This is a genomic window from Flavimobilis rhizosphaerae (genome assembly GCF_014852685.1).
Lineage (GTDB): Bacteria > Actinomycetota > Actinomycetes > Actinomycetales > Cellulomonadaceae > Flavimobilis > Flavimobilis rhizosphaerae.
In genome coordinates, this window is sequence record NZ_JACZDF010000005.1 from 105,768 (window position 1) to 121,669 (window position 15,902).

General features: G+C 69.5%; 11 protein-coding genes and 1 tRNA gene. 7 read left to right on the forward strand and 5 right to left on the reverse strand.

All coding sequences use genetic code 11. The features are described 5' to 3' along the window. Positions 1-118: 118 nt before the first annotated feature. The gene (gene pyk, locus IGS67_RS10230) at positions 119-1,549 is read left to right on the forward strand and encodes a pyruvate kinase (protein ID WP_192280446.1); all 1,431 of its coding nucleotides are present in this window, start codon (positions 119-121) and stop codon (positions 1,547-1,549) included. Between the two features lie 449 nt (positions 1,550-1,998). Here the strand turns inward: pyk and IGS67_RS10235 are convergent. After that, positions 1,999-2,072 (reverse strand) — tRNA-Leu (locus IGS67_RS10235). A gap of 121 nt (positions 2,073-2,193) precedes the next feature. On the opposite strand from IGS67_RS10235, the gene IGS67_RS10240 reads away from it, so the two are divergent. Continuing rightward, positions 2,194-2,829, forward strand: coding sequence for an ANTAR domain-containing response regulator (locus IGS67_RS10240; protein WP_407925821.1), 636 nt, complete (start codon positions 2,194-2,196; stop codon positions 2,827-2,829). A gap of 142 nt (positions 2,830-2,971) precedes the next feature. Beyond that, entirely contained in the window at positions 2,972-3,652 is a 681-nt protein-coding gene (locus IGS67_RS10245; protein WP_192280448.1) for a GNAT family N-acetyltransferase, read from the forward strand. A gap of 69 nt (positions 3,653-3,721) precedes the next feature. Here the strand turns inward: IGS67_RS10245 and IGS67_RS10250 are convergent, their stop codons facing one another. Then, on the reverse strand, positions 3,722-4,162 hold the full coding sequence (locus IGS67_RS10250) for a PaaI family thioesterase (protein ID WP_192280451.1): 441 nt from the start codon (positions 4,160-4,162) through the stop codon (positions 3,722-3,724). Between IGS67_RS10250 and polA the strand changes: the two genes are divergently transcribed. Continuing rightward, on the forward strand, positions 4,161-6,872 hold the full coding sequence (polA, locus tag IGS67_RS10255) for a DNA polymerase I (RefSeq protein ID WP_192280455.1): 2,712 nt from the start codon (positions 4,161-4,163) through the stop codon (positions 6,870-6,872). The genes IGS67_RS10250 and polA overlap by 2 nt on opposite strands. Positions 6,873-6,947: 75 nt before the next feature. Here polA and IGS67_RS10260 read toward each other — a convergent pair whose 3' ends face one another. Next, a complete protein-coding gene (locus tag IGS67_RS10260) occupies positions 6,948-7,730 on the reverse strand; it encodes a class I SAM-dependent methyltransferase (RefSeq protein WP_192280458.1) in 783 nt (260 codons plus the stop codon). A 160-nt stretch (positions 7,731-7,890) separates the two neighbouring features. Between IGS67_RS10260 and IGS67_RS10265 the strand changes: the two genes are divergently transcribed. Both IGS67_RS10265 and rpsA read left to right on the forward strand, forming a co-directional pair. Beyond that, on the forward strand, positions 7,891-8,916 hold the full coding sequence (locus IGS67_RS10265) for a 6-phosphofructokinase (RefSeq protein ID WP_102510500.1): 1,026 nt from the start codon (positions 7,891-7,893) through the stop codon (positions 8,914-8,916). 180 nt (positions 8,917-9,096) lie between these two features. Further along, positions 9,097-10,560, forward strand: coding sequence for a 30S ribosomal protein S1 (gene rpsA, locus IGS67_RS10270; protein WP_102508793.1), 1,464 nt, complete (start codon positions 9,097-9,099; stop codon positions 10,558-10,560). Between the two features lie 357 nt (positions 10,561-10,917). Here the strand turns inward: rpsA and IGS67_RS10275 are convergent, their stop codons facing one another. Continuing rightward, positions 10,918-12,819, reverse strand: a complete 1,902-nt coding sequence (locus tag IGS67_RS10275; protein WP_235978073.1) for an ABC transporter ATP-binding protein — start codon at positions 12,817-12,819, stop codon at positions 10,918-10,920. 118 nt (positions 12,820-12,937) lie between these two features. Between IGS67_RS10275 and coaE the strand changes: the two genes are divergently transcribed. Further along, entirely contained in the window at positions 12,938-13,558 is a 621-nt protein-coding gene (gene coaE, locus IGS67_RS10280) for a dephospho-CoA kinase (protein WP_192280461.1), read from the forward strand. A gap of 76 nt (positions 13,559-13,634) precedes the next feature. Here coaE and IGS67_RS10285 read toward each other — a convergent pair whose 3' ends face one another. Continuing rightward, positions 13,635-15,701 carry a choice-of-anchor A family protein gene (locus IGS67_RS10285; RefSeq protein WP_192280464.1) on the reverse strand — a complete coding sequence of 689 codons (2,067 nt, stop codon included), beginning with the start codon at positions 15,699-15,701 and terminating at the stop codon, positions 13,635-13,637. Positions 15,702-15,902: the final 201 nt, after the last annotated feature.

A 15,902-nucleotide genomic window follows, 5' to 3' on the forward strand; every position in this document is an offset into this window, starting at 1 on the left:
GTGCCGGGGCCGACGTGCGTCCGGGTCGACTAGCCTGTGGCGCGGCCCACATGTCGGGACCGTCCCGACCGCCAGACGTCCTACAACCAACCTCCCCATGTGAACTAGGCTTGGAGCCATGCGCAGAGCGAAGATTGTTTGCACCATCGGTCCCGCGACCGCCTCCGCGGACCAGATCCAGAACCTCGTCGACGCCGGCATGGACGTCGCCCGAATCAACCGGAGCCACGGCGCTCCTGACGAGCACGAGCTCGTCTACCACAACGTGCGGGCCGCAGCCGCGTCCGCGAACCGCCCCGTCGCGGTGCTCGTCGACCTCCAGGGTCCGAAGATCCGCCTCGGCAAGTTCGAGAAGGACGAGAAGTACTGGCTCGACGAGGGCGACATCTTCACGATCACGACCGACGACGTCGTGGGCACCAAGGAGCTCGTCTCGACGACCCACAAGGGTCTTCCTGGCGATGCCCGCGTCGGTGACCCGATGCTCATCGACGACGGCCGCGTCCTCGTGCGCATCGTCGAGGTCGACGGCCCGCGTGTCGTCACGCGTGTCGAGGTTGCCGGTCCCGTCTCCAACAACAAGGGCATCAACCTGCCCGGCGTCGCTGTCTCCGTCCCCGCCATGTCCGAGAAGGACGAGGAGGACCTCCGCTGGGCGATCCGCCTCGGTGCGGACATCATTGCCCTGTCGTTCGTCCGCAACGCGGCCGACTACAACGACGTGCGTCGCATCATGGAGGAGGAGGGTCGGATCCTCCCCGTCATCGCCAAGGTCGAGAAGCCGCAGGCGGTCGACAACCTCGAAGAGATCGTCGACGCGTTCGACGGCATCATGGTCGCCCGTGGTGACCTCGGCGTCGAGCTGCCGCTCGAGCAGGTCCCGCTCGTCCAGAAGCGTGCGGTCGAGCTCGCGCGCCGCAACGCGAAGCCGGTCATCGTCGCGACGCAGGTCCTCGAGTCGATGATCTCGGCGCCGCGTCCGACGCGTGCTGAGGCCTCGGACTGCGCGAACGCGGTTCTCGACGGTGCGGACGCCGTCATGCTCTCGGGCGAGACGTCGGTCGGCGACTACCCGATCGAGGCGGTCCGCACGATGGCCCGCATCATCGAGTCGACCGAGGAGCACGGCCGGGAGCGCATCGCGCCGCTCGGCTCGACCCCGCACACGCGCGGTGGTGCCATCACGCGTGCCGCGGCCGAGATCGGTGAGCGTGTGGGCGTCAAGTACCTTGCGACGTTCACGCAGTCGGGTGACTCGGCGCGTCGCATGTCGCGCCTGCGTTCGTCGATCCCGCTCATCGCGTTCACCCCTGACGCGTCGGTGCGCAACGTGCTCGCGCTCAGCTGGGGTGTCCAGGCGGAGCTCGTCGACCAGGTCGCGAACACGGACGCGATGGTCCAGCTCGTCGACCAGACGCTCCGCTCGAAGGAGCTCGTCGAGGACGGCGAGTATGTCGTCGTCGTCTCGGGTGCGCCCGTCGGTGTCATCGGTTCGACGAACAACATCACCGTCCACAAGATCGGCGAGTCGACCGGCCGTATCGCCTGACGCTCGTCTCTCACGTCGAGGGGCCCCGGACCGTGCGGTCCGGGGCCCCTCGCGTTGTGCAGGGGCCTGTGCGGGGCTTTCGTCGCTGTCAGCAGCGGTGAGACGCCCATGGCACGAGGTATTGGACGGGACGAGGAGCGCCGGTGCATCTCGGCCTGCGGAAGGCCAGCTACGACGCCGTCGCGATCAACCCGTCGGCGAACGAGGTCGAGGGGAGACCCGGCCCACCCTGACCTCCCGTCGGTGCCGGGCGCGCCGGGCTGCCGGCGTCGAGGTGCTCGTCGGCGGTTGTCCGCTCATGCACTGCGAGGTCGGTGACCGTGCCCATCGGGCGTTGTGCCACGTCCTGCGGGTGTTCGGGCGCGTCCCGCGCTGACACGCCGATCTCACGCGCGCGGCCCAGTCCCTCGGGGGGACCGGGCCGCGCGTGCGCCGCGGGGGCGCGAGGGTGCCCCGAGTGGGATTCGAACCCACACTGGATCGGGTTTGAGCCGAACGCCTCTGCCGGTTGGGCTATCGGGGCCGGGGGCGGGCCCAGCATATCGCCCGCAACGTGGTGCGACGCACCCGCGGGTCCGGTGCCGGTGTGCGCGCCGACCCCGTAGGATGTGTGCGTGACAGAGAACGAGAAGAGCCCCGAGAAGATCGAGCTGGACCTGCCCCCGCTCGTCGAGCCTGAGGCGGAGAAGCCGGCCGCTGCTGGTCGTGTCCGTCGTGCGGTCGTCGCGGAGGACGAGGCGCTCATCCGCATGGACGTCGTCGAGACGCTCCGCGAGGCGGGCTTCGACGTCGTCGGTGAGGCTGGTGACGGCGAGACCGCGGTCGCGCTCGCGATCGAGCACAAGCCGGACGTCGTCGTCATGGACGTGAAGATGCCCGAGCTCGACGGTATCTCCGCGGCGGAGCGCATCGCGAAGGCGCATGCGGCCCCGGTCGTACTGCTCACGGCGTTCTCGCAGACCGAGCTCGTCGAGCGTGCGCGGGACGCGGGCGCGATGGCGTACGTCGTCAAGCCGTTCAGCCCCGCGGACCTGCTTCCGGCCGTTGAGATCGCCATCTCGCGGTACACGCAGATCTCGGCGCTCCAGGACGAGGTCGCGGACCTTCAGGAGCGCTTCGAGACGCGCAAGCACGTCGACCGTGCCAAGGGTCTGCTCATGACGAAGATGGGCCTGTCGGAGCCGGAGTCGTTCCGCTGGATCCAGAAGACGTCGATGGACCGACGCCTCACGATGCGCGAGGTCGCGGACGCGGTCATCGACCAGGTCGGCAAGGACTGACATCGCATGACGACGGGCCCGGCACGCTGCCGGGCCCGTCGCGTGTTGTGACCTGACCGTGACCTGAGTACATTCGGTTCCGCGTGCCCGTCCCGGGAGCGCGTCAGGGCCAAGCAGGGGACTTCATGAAGGAGGTGCGTCGATGGTGCGGGCATCGATCGACGTACGCCATGCGGTTGCCGGCGATCTTCTCGACGTCGCGGACCTGTGCCTGACGGCACGCGAGGAGTCCTCGACGCCGACCCAGCTGTGCTCGCCCGATGTCGAGCGTGTGCGCAACCAGCTCGGCGTGCTGCTGTCGGTGCCGGGCGGGCGTGTGCTCGTCGCCCGGCACGACGGGGTCGCGGTGGGGTTCCTGCTCGGCAGGATCGTCGAGGCGAACCTCTATCACGACGACCCAGTGCTCTACATCGAGGCGCTGTTCGTCGACCAGGTCTTCCGTCGGCGCGGCGCCGGGCACGCCCTGCTTGCGGCTGCGGCGGAGATCGCGCTCGAGGTCGGCGCGGAGGAGGTCTACTCCGTGCCGCTCCCTGGCTCGCGCGGCGTGCAGCGTTTCCTCCTGCGCCTCGGGTTCGCACCGGCCGCGGCGCACCGTGTCGTCCAGACGGCGACGCTCGTCCGCCGACTCGAGTCGGACCCGGTGTCTGCTCGTCGCGGGTCTCGTGGGCTCGAGGACCTCATCGCACGGCGCCGCAAGGCGCGCATCGAGACGCACTCGGGTCCCGTCGACCTGCGTGAGCTCCAGGCGCGTCTGCGTGCGGAACGTCTGGGGTCGCCGGCGACCCCCGGGGGCGGGTGTCCCGGTCGCGGAGGGCGTCGCTGAGACGGGTGCCCGTCGTCGGCTGACGTCGGCGGGCTGAGCCCGGGCTGCAGCCACTCGGTGCGAGGGCTCTCAGCGTGCGTCGAGGATCATGCACGTGAGCCGCGCCGTGCAGACGCGGCGGCCTGCGTCGTCGTGGACGACGATCTCGTAGCTCGCGAGGGTGCGGCCGAGGTGGAGCGCGTTCGCGACGGCGGTGACGGTCCCCGAGCGGACCCCCTTGTGGTGGGTCGCGTTGAGGTCGAGCCCGACGACCCCGCGACCCGTGCCGGCGTGCGAGATCGCAGCGTACGAGGCGAGGGTCTCGGCGAGCGCTGCGGAGGCACCGCCGTGGAGGAGTCCTGCGGGCTGCGTGTTGCCCTCGACGGGCATCGTCGCGACGGCGCGCTCGGGGGTGAGCTCGAGGATCTCGATGCCCATGCGCTCGTGGAGCGTGCCGTGCGCCGAACGGGCGACGAGCTCTCGCTGCGCGTCTGTGAGGGGGGTGCGGACGTCCGGGTGGGTGTCGGTCATGGGAGATAGGTTGTCAGGTGTGAACGACAACGTGCGACCCCGCCTGCTGCTCATCGACGGACACTCCATGGCGTTCCGCGCGTTCTTCGCGCTGCCCGCCGACAAGTTCACGACGTCGGGGGGCCAGCACACCAACGCGGTGCACGGCTTCGTGTCGATGCTCGCGAACCTCATCAAGAACGAGCAGCCCACGCATGTCGCGGTCGCGTTCGACGCAGGTTCGACGACGTTCCGCACGGAGCGCTTCCCGGAGTACAAGGGCGGCCGCGACGCGACGCCCGAGCCCTTCAAGGGCCAGGTGCCGCTCATCCGTGAGGTGCTCGACGCTCTCCGGATCACGCACTACGAGCGCGAGATGATCGAGGCCGACGACATCCTCGCGACGTGGTCGTCAGAGGCAGGCTCGCGCGGCTGGGAGGTCCTCGTGTGCTCGGGGGACCGCGACTCGCTGCAGTTCGTCACGGACACGGTGACGGTGCTCTACCCGGTCAAGGGCGTCTCGGAGCTTGCGCGCATGACACCTGACGCTGTCGAGGCGAAGTACGGGGTGCGTCCTGAGCGCTACCCGGATCTCGCGGCGCTCGTGGGGGAGTCGGCGGACAACATCCCGGGGGTGCCGAAGGTCGGGCCGAAGACGGCCGCGAAGTGGCTCACGCAGTACGGCGACCTCGAGGGTGTCCTCGCGCACGCCGATGAGATCACGGGGGTCGCGGGCCAGAACCTGCGGGAGCACATCGACCAGGTCCGGCTCAACCGCGAGCTCAACCACCTCCTCACGGATCTCGACCTGCCGTACGCGCCCGAGGATCTCGAGGCGCGGCCGTGGGACCGCGAGGCGATGCACACGATCTTCGACGCGCTGCAGTTCCGGACGCTGCGCGACCGCCTGCTCGCGATGATGCCGGCCGAGGAGCGGGGCGACGACGACGTCGTCGCGGGTCCTTCGCTGGAGCTCGACGCCGTCGCACCGGGCGGACTCGGTGCGTGGCTCGCCGCCCGCGGGGGGAAGCATCTCGGGCTCGAGGTGCGGGGCCGGGCGGTTCCGGGTTCGGGTGACGCGGACCTTCTGGCTCTCGGGGATGCGGACGGGCACGCGGTCGTCGTCGATCTCACGGAGATCGAGCCCGCCGATGACGCCGCGCTCGGTGCGTGGCTCGCGGACGAGGACGCACCCAAGTTCGTTCACGGCGGCAAGGCTCGCTGGCACGAGCTGCAGGGGCGTGGCTACGCGCTTCGCGGGGTCACGCTCGACACCGAGCTCGCGGCGTACCTGTGCCACCCGGACCAGCGGACGTTCGACCTCGAGGACCTCACGATCCGCTCGCTCCACCGTGAGATCGGCGCGGCGTCGCCCGGGGGTACGCAGGGTTCGCTCGACCTCGATCTCGACGGCGACGGGGGAGAGCTCACGGTGCTTGCGGAGCGGGCATCGATCCTCGTGCCGCTCGGGGAGGCACTGGCCGACGACCTCGCGGACCGCAGCGCGACGAAGCTCCTCGAGCTTCTCGAACTGCCGCTGGCTGACGTCCTCGCGCGCATGGAGGACACGGGGATCGCGGTCGACGTCGACCTGCTCCGCGAGCTCGACGCGGAGTTCGGCGAGCAGGCACGGCACGCGGCCGAGGAGGCGTACGCGGTCATCGGGCGTGAGGTGAACCTCGGCTCGCCCAAGCAGCTCCAGGAGGTGCTCTTCGACCAGCTGGACATGCCGCGGACCAAGAAGATCAAGACGGGCTACACGACGGACGCGGCCGCGCTCACGGAGCTGTTCGCGAAGACGCAGCACCCGTTCCTCGAGCACCTGCTCGCGCACCGTGACGTGACGAAGCTGCGTCAGACGGTCGAGACTCTCCTGCGCTACGTCGGTCCTGACGGTCGCATCCACACGACGTTCCAACAAACGGTAGCGGCCACGGGACGGCTGAGCTCGGCGGACCCCAACCTTCAGAACATCCCGATCCGCACGGCTGCCGGACGGCGCATCCGCCGCGCCTTCGTCGTGGGTGACGGCTACGAGACGCTGCTCACTGCGGACTACTCTCAGATCGAGATGCGCATCATGGCGCACCTGTCTGGCGACGAGGGACTCATCGAGGCGTTCCGGTCGGGTGAGGACCTCCACAACTACGTCGCGTCCCGAGTGTTCGGCGTCGCGACGACGGACGTGAGCCCTGCTCAGCGGTCGAAGATCAAGGCGATGAGCTACGGCCTCGCGTACGGGCTGTCAGCCTTCGGCCTCTCGAAGCAGCTCGGCATCGAGGTCGGCGAGGCGCAGAAGCTCATGGACGACTACTTCACGCGCTTCGGCGGCGTGAGGACGTACCTCCACGAGGTCGTCGAGGCTGCGCGTGCGACGGGCTACACCGAGACGATCCTCGGGCGCCGGCGTTACCTGCCGGACCTCACGAGCGACAACCGTCAGCGGCGCGAGATCGCCGAGCGGGTCGCCCTCAACTCCCCGATCCAGGGGTCGGCTGCGGACATCATCAAGATCGCCATGCTCGAGGTGCGCAAGGAACTCGACGCGCGCGGGCTGCGCTCCCGCCTCCTCCTCCAGGTCCACGACGAGCTTGTCCTCGAGGTCGCGCCGGGCGAGTTCGAGGAGGTCGAGGCGCTCCTGCGTGCGGCGATGGGCGGCGCGGCGAAGCTCTCGGTGCCGCTCGACGTCTCCGTTGGCACGGGCCCGAACTGGCACGACGCGGGGCACTGATCCGGGCCGCGGTGCGCCGGGGGACGCACCGCGGCGCCGTTCCCGTCTGCGGGGCGGGCGTGCCGTCGTCCGGGCTCAGCGGCGGCGCGTGACGAAGATCGCGGTGCCGGGCAGCACCCTGCCGCGCACCGGGCTCCAGCCGCCCCACGCGCGGTTGTGGCCGGCGGGCCACTCGGGCTCGACGATGTCGAGGAGCTCGAACCCCGCGGCGACGAGGTCCCGGACGTGGTCGCCGACGGTCCGGTGGTACTCGACGTACGTGACGCGGCCGGCGTCGTCGCGCTCGGCGTAGGGCGTCCGGTCGAAGTACGAGGACGTTGCGGTGAGCCCGCGTTCCGAGGGGTCGTCGGGGAAGGCCCAGCGGACGGGGTGCGTGACGGAGAAGACCCAGCGCCCGCCCGGACGGAGGACGCGGGCGGCCTCGGCGTGGACGGTGCGGGCATCGGGCACGAACGGGATCGCGCCGTACGCGGTGAAGACCGCGTCGAAGCTGGCGTCCGCGAACGGGAGCGCGCGGGCGTCGGCCTGGACGAGCGGGGGCGTCCCTGGCAGCGTGCGGAGGGCAGCGAGCATCCCGCCGGACAGGTCGGTGGCGACGGTGCGCGCCCCGTGTGCGCGGAGCCACCGGGAGCACTGCGCGGCGCCGGCCCCGATCTCGAGGACGTCCGTCCCGGCGACGTCTCCGAGCAGGTGGGCGTCCGCCTCGCGCAGTCCCTCGGGGCACCAGCAGAAGTCGCCGTGGCCGAGAAACTCCCCGTGCTCGTCGAGGTACTCGGCGGCGTTCTCGTCCCACCAGCTGCGGCCCGCAGGGCCGGCGGACTCGGGCGGGACGTCCTGGTATCCGGCACGCTGCTGCATCTGCCTATCGTCCCACGGTGCGGGACACGCGCCCGGGAAGGACCTTCGGCACCGGAAATCGGTCTCCGTCGTGAGATAAGTTGGAGGTACGAACGGCGTGAGGACGCGACCCGGCGTCTGCCCGGTCGTGCTCGCGCACTACGCGAGGGAGCTTTCTCTGATGCGCATCGGCCTTCTCACGGGCGGCGGCGACTGCCCGGGTCTCAACGCGGCGATCCGGGCGATCGTCAAGCAGGGGCTCGGGGAGTACGGGCACCAGATCATCGGGTTCCGCAACGGGTGGAAGGGCGTCGTCGACGGCGACATCCAGCCGCTCGAGCGCCAGCACATCCGCAACGTCCTCTCGATGGGCGGCACCCTGCTCTCGACCGCGCGGTTCCACCCGCGCGAGGAGGACGGGTCGATGGACGCGGTCCTCCAGACGCTCGAGGCCGAGAAGATCGAGGCACTCATCTGTATCGGCGGCGACGGCACGCTCCACGCGGCGAGCAAGGTTGCGGATGCCGGCGTGAAGATCGTCGCGATCCCCAAGACGATCGACAACGATGTCGCGGGGACCGACCTCTCGATCGGCTTCCACACCGCGGTGAACATCGCGACGGAGGCGATCGACCGGATCCACACGACAGCGGAGTCCCACAACCGCGTCATGGTCGTCGAGGTCATGGGGCGTCACGCCGGCTGGATCGCGGTGAACTCCGGCATCGCCGGTGGCGCCGAGATCGTCCTGGCTCCCGAGGAGCCGTTCGACATGGACCGTGTCGTGAAGTTCCTCCAGCACCGCCACAAGGCACACGCGAACTTCTCGATCGTCGTCGTCGCGGAGGGCGCCCACGCGAGGCAGGGCTCGTCGATGGAGTACGAGGTCCAGCTCGGCAAGTACGGCGAGATCGTCGCGGGCGCGATCGGCGAGCGGGTCGCGGCGGAGATCCAGGCGCGGACGGGCTTCGACACCCGCCTCACGGTGCTCGGGCATGTCCAGCGCGGCGGGACGCCGACGCCGACGGACCGCATCCTCGGTTCGCGCTTCGGTGTGGCCGCGGTCGACGCGATCACGGCGGGGGAGACCAACGTCATGACGGCGCTCCAGGGCGAGGACATCGTCCTCGTGCCGCTCCCCGAGATCGCGGGCCGCGTCAAGCAGGTTCCCGACGACCTCCTGCGCGTCGCCCGGGTCCTCGCCTGAGGTCGACCTCGACGCCCCTCCCGACGTACGTCGGGAGGGGCGTCGTTGCGTGTGCGGACAAGTGGTAGTGTTGACGCGGTCTCTCGTGGGTGAGCCATGTCCTCCGTGAGGAGCGACGGGTCCGCGGGAGGCACACATCCATCCGTACTACTTCCTGTCCGCATCGGAGCACCTGACTCAATGACCACCCCCACCACGAAGCAGATCGCTGTCAACGACATCGGCTCTGCCGAGGACTTCCTCGCTGCCGTCGACGCCACCATCAAGTACTTCAACGATGGCGACATCGTCGAGGGCACCATCGTCAAGGTCGACCGCGACGAGGTCCTTCTCGACATCGGCTACAAGACCGAGGGTGTCATCCCCTCGCGTGAGCTCTCCATCAAGCACGACGTCGACCCGGGCGAGGTCGTCCAGGTGGGTGACGCAGTCGAGGCGCTCGTTCTCCAGAAGGAGGACAAGGAGGGTCGCCTCATCCTGTCCAAGAAGCGCGCCCAGTACGAGCGCGCGTGGGGCACGATCGAGAAGGTCAAGGAGGAGGACGGCGTCGTCACCGGCACCGTCATCGAGGTCGTCAAGGGTGGCCTCATCCTCGACATCGGCCTCCGTGGCTTCCTCCCGGCGTCGCTCGTCGAGATGCGTCGCGTCCGCGACCTCCAGCCGTACGTCGGCAAGGAGATCGAGGCGAAGATCATCGAGCTCGACAAGAACCGCAACAACGTCGTCCTCTCGCGCCGTGCGTGGCTCGAGCAGACGCAGTCCGAGGTGCGCTCGACCTTCCTGCAGACCCTGCAGAAGGGCCAGGTCCGCCCCGGTGTGGTCTCGTCGATCGTCAACTTTGGTGCGTTCGTGGACCTCGGCGGCGTCGACGGTCTCGTCCACGTCTCCGAGCTCTCGTGGAAGCACATCGACCACCCGTCCGAGGTCGTCGAGGTCGGCCAGGAGGTCACCGTCGAGGTTCTCGACGTCGACTTCGACCGCGAGCGTGTCTCGCTGTCGCTCAAGGCGACGCAGGAGGACCCGTGGCAGGCGTTCGCCCGGACCCACGCCATCGGCCAGGTCGTCCCGGGTAAGGTCACCAAGCTCGTCCCGTTCGGTGCGTTCGTGCGCGTCGAGGACGGCATCGAGGGCCTCGTCCACATCTCGGAGCTCGCGCAGCGTCACGTCGAGCTGCCGGAGCAGGTCGTCCAGGTCGGCGACTCGGCGTTCGTCAAGGTCATCGACATCGACCTCGAGCGCCGCCGCATCTCGCTCTCGCTCAAGCAGGCCAACGAGGGTGTGGACCCGGAGTCCGAGGACTTCGACCCCGCGCTCTACGGCATGGCTGCCGAGTACGACGAGCAGGGCAACTACAAGTTCCCCGAGGGCTTCGACCCCGAGACGCAGGAGTGGCTCGAGGGCTTCGAGGCGCAGCGTGAGACCTGGGAGGCGCAGTACGCCCAGGCCCACGAGCGCTGGGAGGCGCACCGCAAGCAGGTCGCGGACGCCATCACGGCGGACGCCGAGGCTGCGGCCGGTGGCAGCAGCTCGTCCGAGTCGGCTCCGTCGACCTACTCCTCGGCTCCTGCCCAGGAGGAGACTGCGGGTACGCTCGCGTCCGACGAGGCTCTCGCCGCTCTGCGCGAGAAGCTCACGGGCAACTGATCGAGCACCGTCCCTGACGGTCTTGAGGAGGCCGGTCACCGCTCATGCGGTGGCCGGCCTCCGGCGTTCCCGGGGCGGCCCGGGCCGAGCGCGCGCGAGGCTCCGCAGGCGGATCCCGGTGGGTGCCCGCAGATGCGGGGGTGCGCGGCCCTGTGCGCGCAGGTGCGCGCGTGTGGTGCGACCACGCACTCAACCGGGGTTCGCGGCGTCAATGCTGCGGTGATTGCGTGCCTGCACTCGTTGACGGTGCTGGCACGCATGAACCGTGACGCGTGCGACGGCCCGCGCGCGGTCCCTTGCGTGCACGCACCCTCGCGGGTTGCTGTGACGCAAGGAAATTGGCGCGCAGGCTGGAGCTCAGGCGTCCGCGTCGTCGAGACCCGTGGCGAGCTGGGTCTCGTAGAGGTCCGCGTAGAGGCCGCCCTGGGCGAGCAGCTCCGCGTGGGTGCCGTGCGCGACGATCCGTCCGGAATCGACGACGAGGATCGCATCGGCGTTACGCACCGTCGAGAGCCGGTGGGCGATGACGAGCGCCGTGCGGCCTTCGAGGGCCCGGTCGAACGCACGCTGGACGGCGGCCTCGGACTCCGAGTCGAGGTGCGCGGTCGCCTCGTCGAGGATGACGACGGCCGGTGCCTTGAGGAGCAGGCGGGCGATCGCGAGGCGCTGCCGCTCACCACCGGAGAGCCGGTAACCACGATCACCGACGACGGTGTCGATGCCGTCGGGAAGGGACTCGACGAGATCGAGGACGTGCGCTGCCCGCAGCGCCTCGAGGATCTCGTCGTCAGTCGCTCCGGGCTTGGCGTAGCGGAGGTTGCCGGCGATCGAGTCGTGGAACATGTGGGAGTCCTGGGGGACCGTGCCGACGGCTGCGCGCAGGGAGGCGAGGGAGACGTCGCGCAGGTCCTCGCCGGCGATCCGCACCGTGCCGTCCGTCGGGTCATACATGCGTGTGACGAGATGCGTGAGCGTCGTCTTGCCTGCGCCGGACGGCCCGACGATCGCGACCGTCTGGCCGGGCTCGACGCGGAACGTCACGCCGGTGAGCGTGTCTGCCTCCGGGTCGTTCGTGAGTGACGCGACCGACTCGAGGGACGCGAGCGACACCTCGGATGCCGCAGGGTAGCGGAACGTCACCTTGTCGAGTTCGACCGAGGCACCGCGGGCGATGATCGCGGGGGAGAGATCGCGGGCTTCGTCGGCGTCGCGGACGCTCGGCTCGAGGTCGAGGACCTCGAGGACCCGCTCGAAGCTCACGAGCGCGGTGAGGACGTCGACCTGGACGTTGGACAGTGACGTGAGCGGTCCGTAGAGGCGTGTGAGGTAGCTCGTGAGCGCGACGAGGACACCGATCGTCAGCGAACCGCTGATCGTCGCGAGGCCGCCGAGCGCGTAGACGACCGCGACGGCGACGGCCGCGACCGTGACGAGGGAGACGCGGAAGACCGTGTTGTACATCGCGAGGCGGACCCCGATGTCCCGGACGCGTGCCGCCTGGGTGCGGTACATCAGGGACTCGTCCTCGGGCCGGCCGTAGATCTTCGCGAGCTGCGCGCCCGCGACGTTGAACCGCTCCGTCATGGTCTGCGCGGCGTCGGCGTTCAGACCGTACGCTTCGCGCGTCACCCGGGCGATGCGCGGTCCGATCCACCGTGCCGGGACGATGAACGCAGGCACGAGCGCGAGCGACACGAGGGTCAGCTGCCACGACATGGTGAACATCGCGGCGAGGACGAACACGACGGTGAGCACGTTCGAGACGACGTTCTGGAGGGTTGACGTGAACGCCTGCTGGGCGCCGAGGACGTCACCGTTGAGCCGCTGCACGAGCGCGCCGGTCCGTGCCCGGGAGAAGAAAGCGAGGGGCATCGACTGGACGTGGTCGAAGACGGAGGTGCGCAGGTCGAGGATGAGACCCTCGCCGATGCTCGCCGACAGCCACCGCTGCACGAGCACGAGAGCCCCGGACGTGAGGGAGACCACCCCGACCGCAACCGAGAACCAGATGACGAGGTCACGGCGACCCGCGGAGATACCGTCGTCGATGATCGCTCGGTACAGCAGAGGGGTCACCGCGCCGAGTGCAGCGTCGACAGCGATGATCGCGAGGAACGCGGAGAGCCGACCGCGGTACGGACGAGCGAACTCGAGGACGCGCCGGATCGTGCCGCTGCGCAGTCTCGTGCCGCGTACCGAGGCGTCCTGCCGGAACGACCTGAACTGACCGCCACCCATCCCGGGGTGCATCCCTGACATCGTTCCTCCACTCCGCGAGGAGGCGACCACCCCCGTCCTCAGACCCTAGCCCCCGCGCGACGCTGCTCAGGTGCACCGGCCTGTTGCTGTGCTGAGACGTCGGGGGCAGGATGTGGACATGACTCGCATCGGACTGACGGGTGGGATCGCCGCGGGCAAGTCGGTGGTCGCCTCCCGCCTGCGCGAGCTGGGTGCGGTTGTCGTCGACCATGACGTCATCGCGCGTCAGGTCGTCGCCCCGGGCACGGTCGGGCTCGGCACCGTCATTGATCGCTTCGGCGACGGCGTGCTCGACGAGGACGGCGCGCTCGACCGTGTGGCTCTCGGGCACATCGTCTTCAACGACCCGCAGGCTCGGTCCGATCTTGAGGCGATCCTCCACCCGCAGATCGCGCGCGTCGCAGCCGAGGAGGAGGCGCGGGCGGTCGCCGCCGATCCGAGGGCCGTCATCGTGCACGACGTCCCGCTGCTCGTCGAGACGGGGCAGTCCGACGACTTCCATGTGCTCGTCGTCGTCCACGCACCCGCCGATCTCCGCATCGCGCGACTCGTCGAAACTCGTGGGGCGACCCTGCCGGAGGCGCGCCGGCGCCTCGCGGCGCAGGCGAGCGACGAAGAACGGCTCGCCGCGGCCGACGTCGTTCTCGACGGGACGGGAGACATCGAGCACCTGCGGGAGCAGGTGGACGAGCTCTGGCGGCGACTCCACGAGCAGGTGACCCAGGAGCAGGACGCCTGACGGTCACGCACGACGCCTGAGGGGCACCGACCGTGGTGATCGGTGCCCCTAGGCATGTTGTGCTCGAGCGGTGCGGTCAGGCCTCGCGACGGCGGACCGCGAGGAGGGCGGTACCGCCGACGATGAGCAGGAGCGCGATGCCCGAGCCGATCGCCGCCTGGGCGCCGGTGACGGGAAGACCGTCGTCGGGCGACGTACCGTCGTCGGTGGGCGTGCCGTCGGTCGGTTCGCCTTCCTCCGAGCCGACGCCACCGTCGTCGTCCGTCGTCGCACCGTTGGTGGGCTCGTCGGTGCCGGGGGTGCCGGTGCTGGGCTCGTCGGTGCCGGGGGTGCCGGTGCTGGGCTCGCCCGTGCCGGGGGTGCCGGTGCTGGGCTCGCCCGTGCCGGGGGTGCCTGTGCTGGGCGCGCCGGTACCCGGGGTGGTCGTGGCGGTGTTGGTGACGATGATCGTGGCGTTGCCGCCGTCGGTGATCGTCAGGGTGTTGGTCTCGGTGCCGTTGACGGTGATGAGGGGGGTGCCCCAGTCGATGCCGGCGATGGTCGGCGGGGTGGCCTCGGTGAAGACGACGACGTCGCCTTCCTCAAGGACGGGTCCGTTGACGACGGTGCCGTCGGCCAGGACCGTCAGCGGCGTCGTGGCAGCCACGCCGTTGACGGTGTAGTTGACGGTGAAGGCGGTGGTGCCGGGGACCGAGCTGGCGGCCGAGCCGTCGACGACCTTGTTGATCTGGAACGTGCCGGTCTTGGCCGGGGTGGTCGTGGCGGTGTTGGTGACGATGATCGTGGCGTTGCCGCCGTCGGTGATCGTCAGGGTGTTGGTCTCGGTGCCGTTGACGGTGATGAGGGGGGTGCCCCAGTCGATGCCGGCGATGGTCGGCGGGGTGGCCTCGGTGAAGACGACGACGTCGCCTTCCTCAAGGACGGGTCCGTTGACGACGGTGCCGTCGGCCAGGACCGTCAGCGGCGTCGTGGCAGCCACGCCGTTGACGGTGTAGTTGACGGTGAAGGCGGTGGTGCCGGGGACCGAGCTGGCGGCCGAGCCGTCGACGACCTTGTTGATCTGGAACGTGCCCTGTGCGAGGGCAGTGGGCAAACCGCACCCGGTCCACGCAAAGGCATGAACCTCGTTGCCCTGTCCGTTGAAGGTGAAGTCGCCGCCGACATAGACGCGGCCGTTGATCGACTGGGTGGCCGTGAGATCTGCGCTGGGCGCCAGGATGGATCCGACCCACTGGTTGCCGGAGGTGAGGGCGACCTTGCCGGTGTCGTTGAAGTTCCACATGACACGCGAGGCGTATCCCGCGAAACCGAAGTCATTGAGGAGCCACGGGAACGTCGTCGTGGGCGTCCCGGGCAGAACCCCGCTGGTCGCGACGTGATCGCCCGGAACATCGTTGTAGGTGACTTCGAAGGCAAGGCTGCCGATCGTCAGCGACGTGGCAGAGGAAGTGCCCGTGAGGTTGATGACGAGCGGCTGCGTCGAAGCAATATTGACGAGCTGGATCTCCGTCATGCCAGCGAGCGCAGCGGCTGGAACGTCGAAGCGGATCTGGCCCACCTGGTTCTGAGCGTCGAGGGTAATCGTGCCGCCGGAGACTGTCGTGCTGCCGAGCGTGCCGCTCTGCGCGAGGTTGTCCGCCAGCGTCTGGATCCTGGGTGTGAAGTTGTTGAAGTCGTATGCCGGGTCGTAGTTGTTCGTGATGAGCGCGTCGGCGCCCATACCGTCCGTGTAGTACATGGATGCCCAGCCCGGGAACCCGCCGGTCACCGTTCCGCCGATCTGGGCGAGTCGCTGTCCGGTGTCGACCGACGGCTTGCCCATGAGGTTGCCGCCGACCAGGAGCACGTCCTTGCCTGCGCCGGGGGAGATGAGGGACCCGGCGCCGACGACCCCGACGCCGAACCAGCCGTCCTTGTTGACGGTCATGTCACCGGCGACGACGTTGAGTCCCTCGATCTCCGAAGCAGCGGCGCCGATCGTGAGGTGACCGCCCACGTAGGTGTTGAGGTTGTTGTCGATCCCGAGCTGGTCGTTCGAGTTGACGACGCCGGTCGGCACGGTGGTGTCGAGGACTGTGCACGCGTCGTCAAAGTCTGGGAACCCCGCCGGCGTAGCGGCCGACGCGACCAGTGCGGATGGCACGAGAGCCCCGACGAGCGCTCCTACGCCAAGCGCTGCGAGCAGTCTGCGGATCGGGCGTTCGCGCCTGCGGCGCGAACCAACGTACTGGGGACTCATGATGCTCCGGATCGTCTCGGGTGTTAGGAAGGCGAACTAACAAACTATGTTACGGAGCGTCTCACGCTGATTGCTAGAGGCGTGGGGGTGCCCCCGGGTGATTTT

Excerpts from the sequence above, each read along its gene's own strand:
- IGS67_RS10265 (WP_102510500.1), top strand. The coding sequence starts at position 7,891 with ATGCGCATCGGCCTTCTCACGGGCGGCGGCGACTGCCCGGGTCTCAAC.
- rpsA (WP_102508793.1), top strand. The coding sequence starts at position 9,097 with ATGACCACCCCCACCACGAAGCAGATCGCTGTCAACGACATCGGCTCT.
- pyk (WP_192280446.1), top strand. The coding sequence starts at position 119 with ATGCGCAGAGCGAAGATTGTTTGCACCATCGGTCCCGCGACCGCCTCC.
- coaE (WP_192280461.1), top strand. The coding sequence starts at position 12,938 with ATGACTCGCATCGGACTGACGGGTGGGATCGCCGCGGGCAAGTCGGTG.
- IGS67_RS10250 (WP_192280451.1), bottom strand. The coding sequence starts at position 4,162 with ATGACCGACACCCACCCGGACGTCCGCACCCCCCTCACAGACGCGCAG.
- IGS67_RS10260 (WP_192280458.1), bottom strand. The coding sequence starts at position 7,730 with ATGCAGCAGCGTGCCGGATACCAGGACGTCCCGCCCGAGTCCGCCGGC.
- IGS67_RS10245 (WP_192280448.1), top strand. The coding sequence starts at position 2,972 with ATGGTGCGGGCATCGATCGACGTACGCCATGCGGTTGCCGGCGATCTT.
- polA (WP_192280455.1), top strand. The coding sequence starts at position 4,161 with ATGGGAGATAGGTTGTCAGGTGTGAACGACAACGTGCGACCCCGCCTG.
- IGS67_RS10275 (WP_235978073.1), bottom strand. The coding sequence starts at position 12,819 with ATGTCAGGGATGCACCCCGGGATGGGTGGCGGTCAGTTCAGGTCGTTC.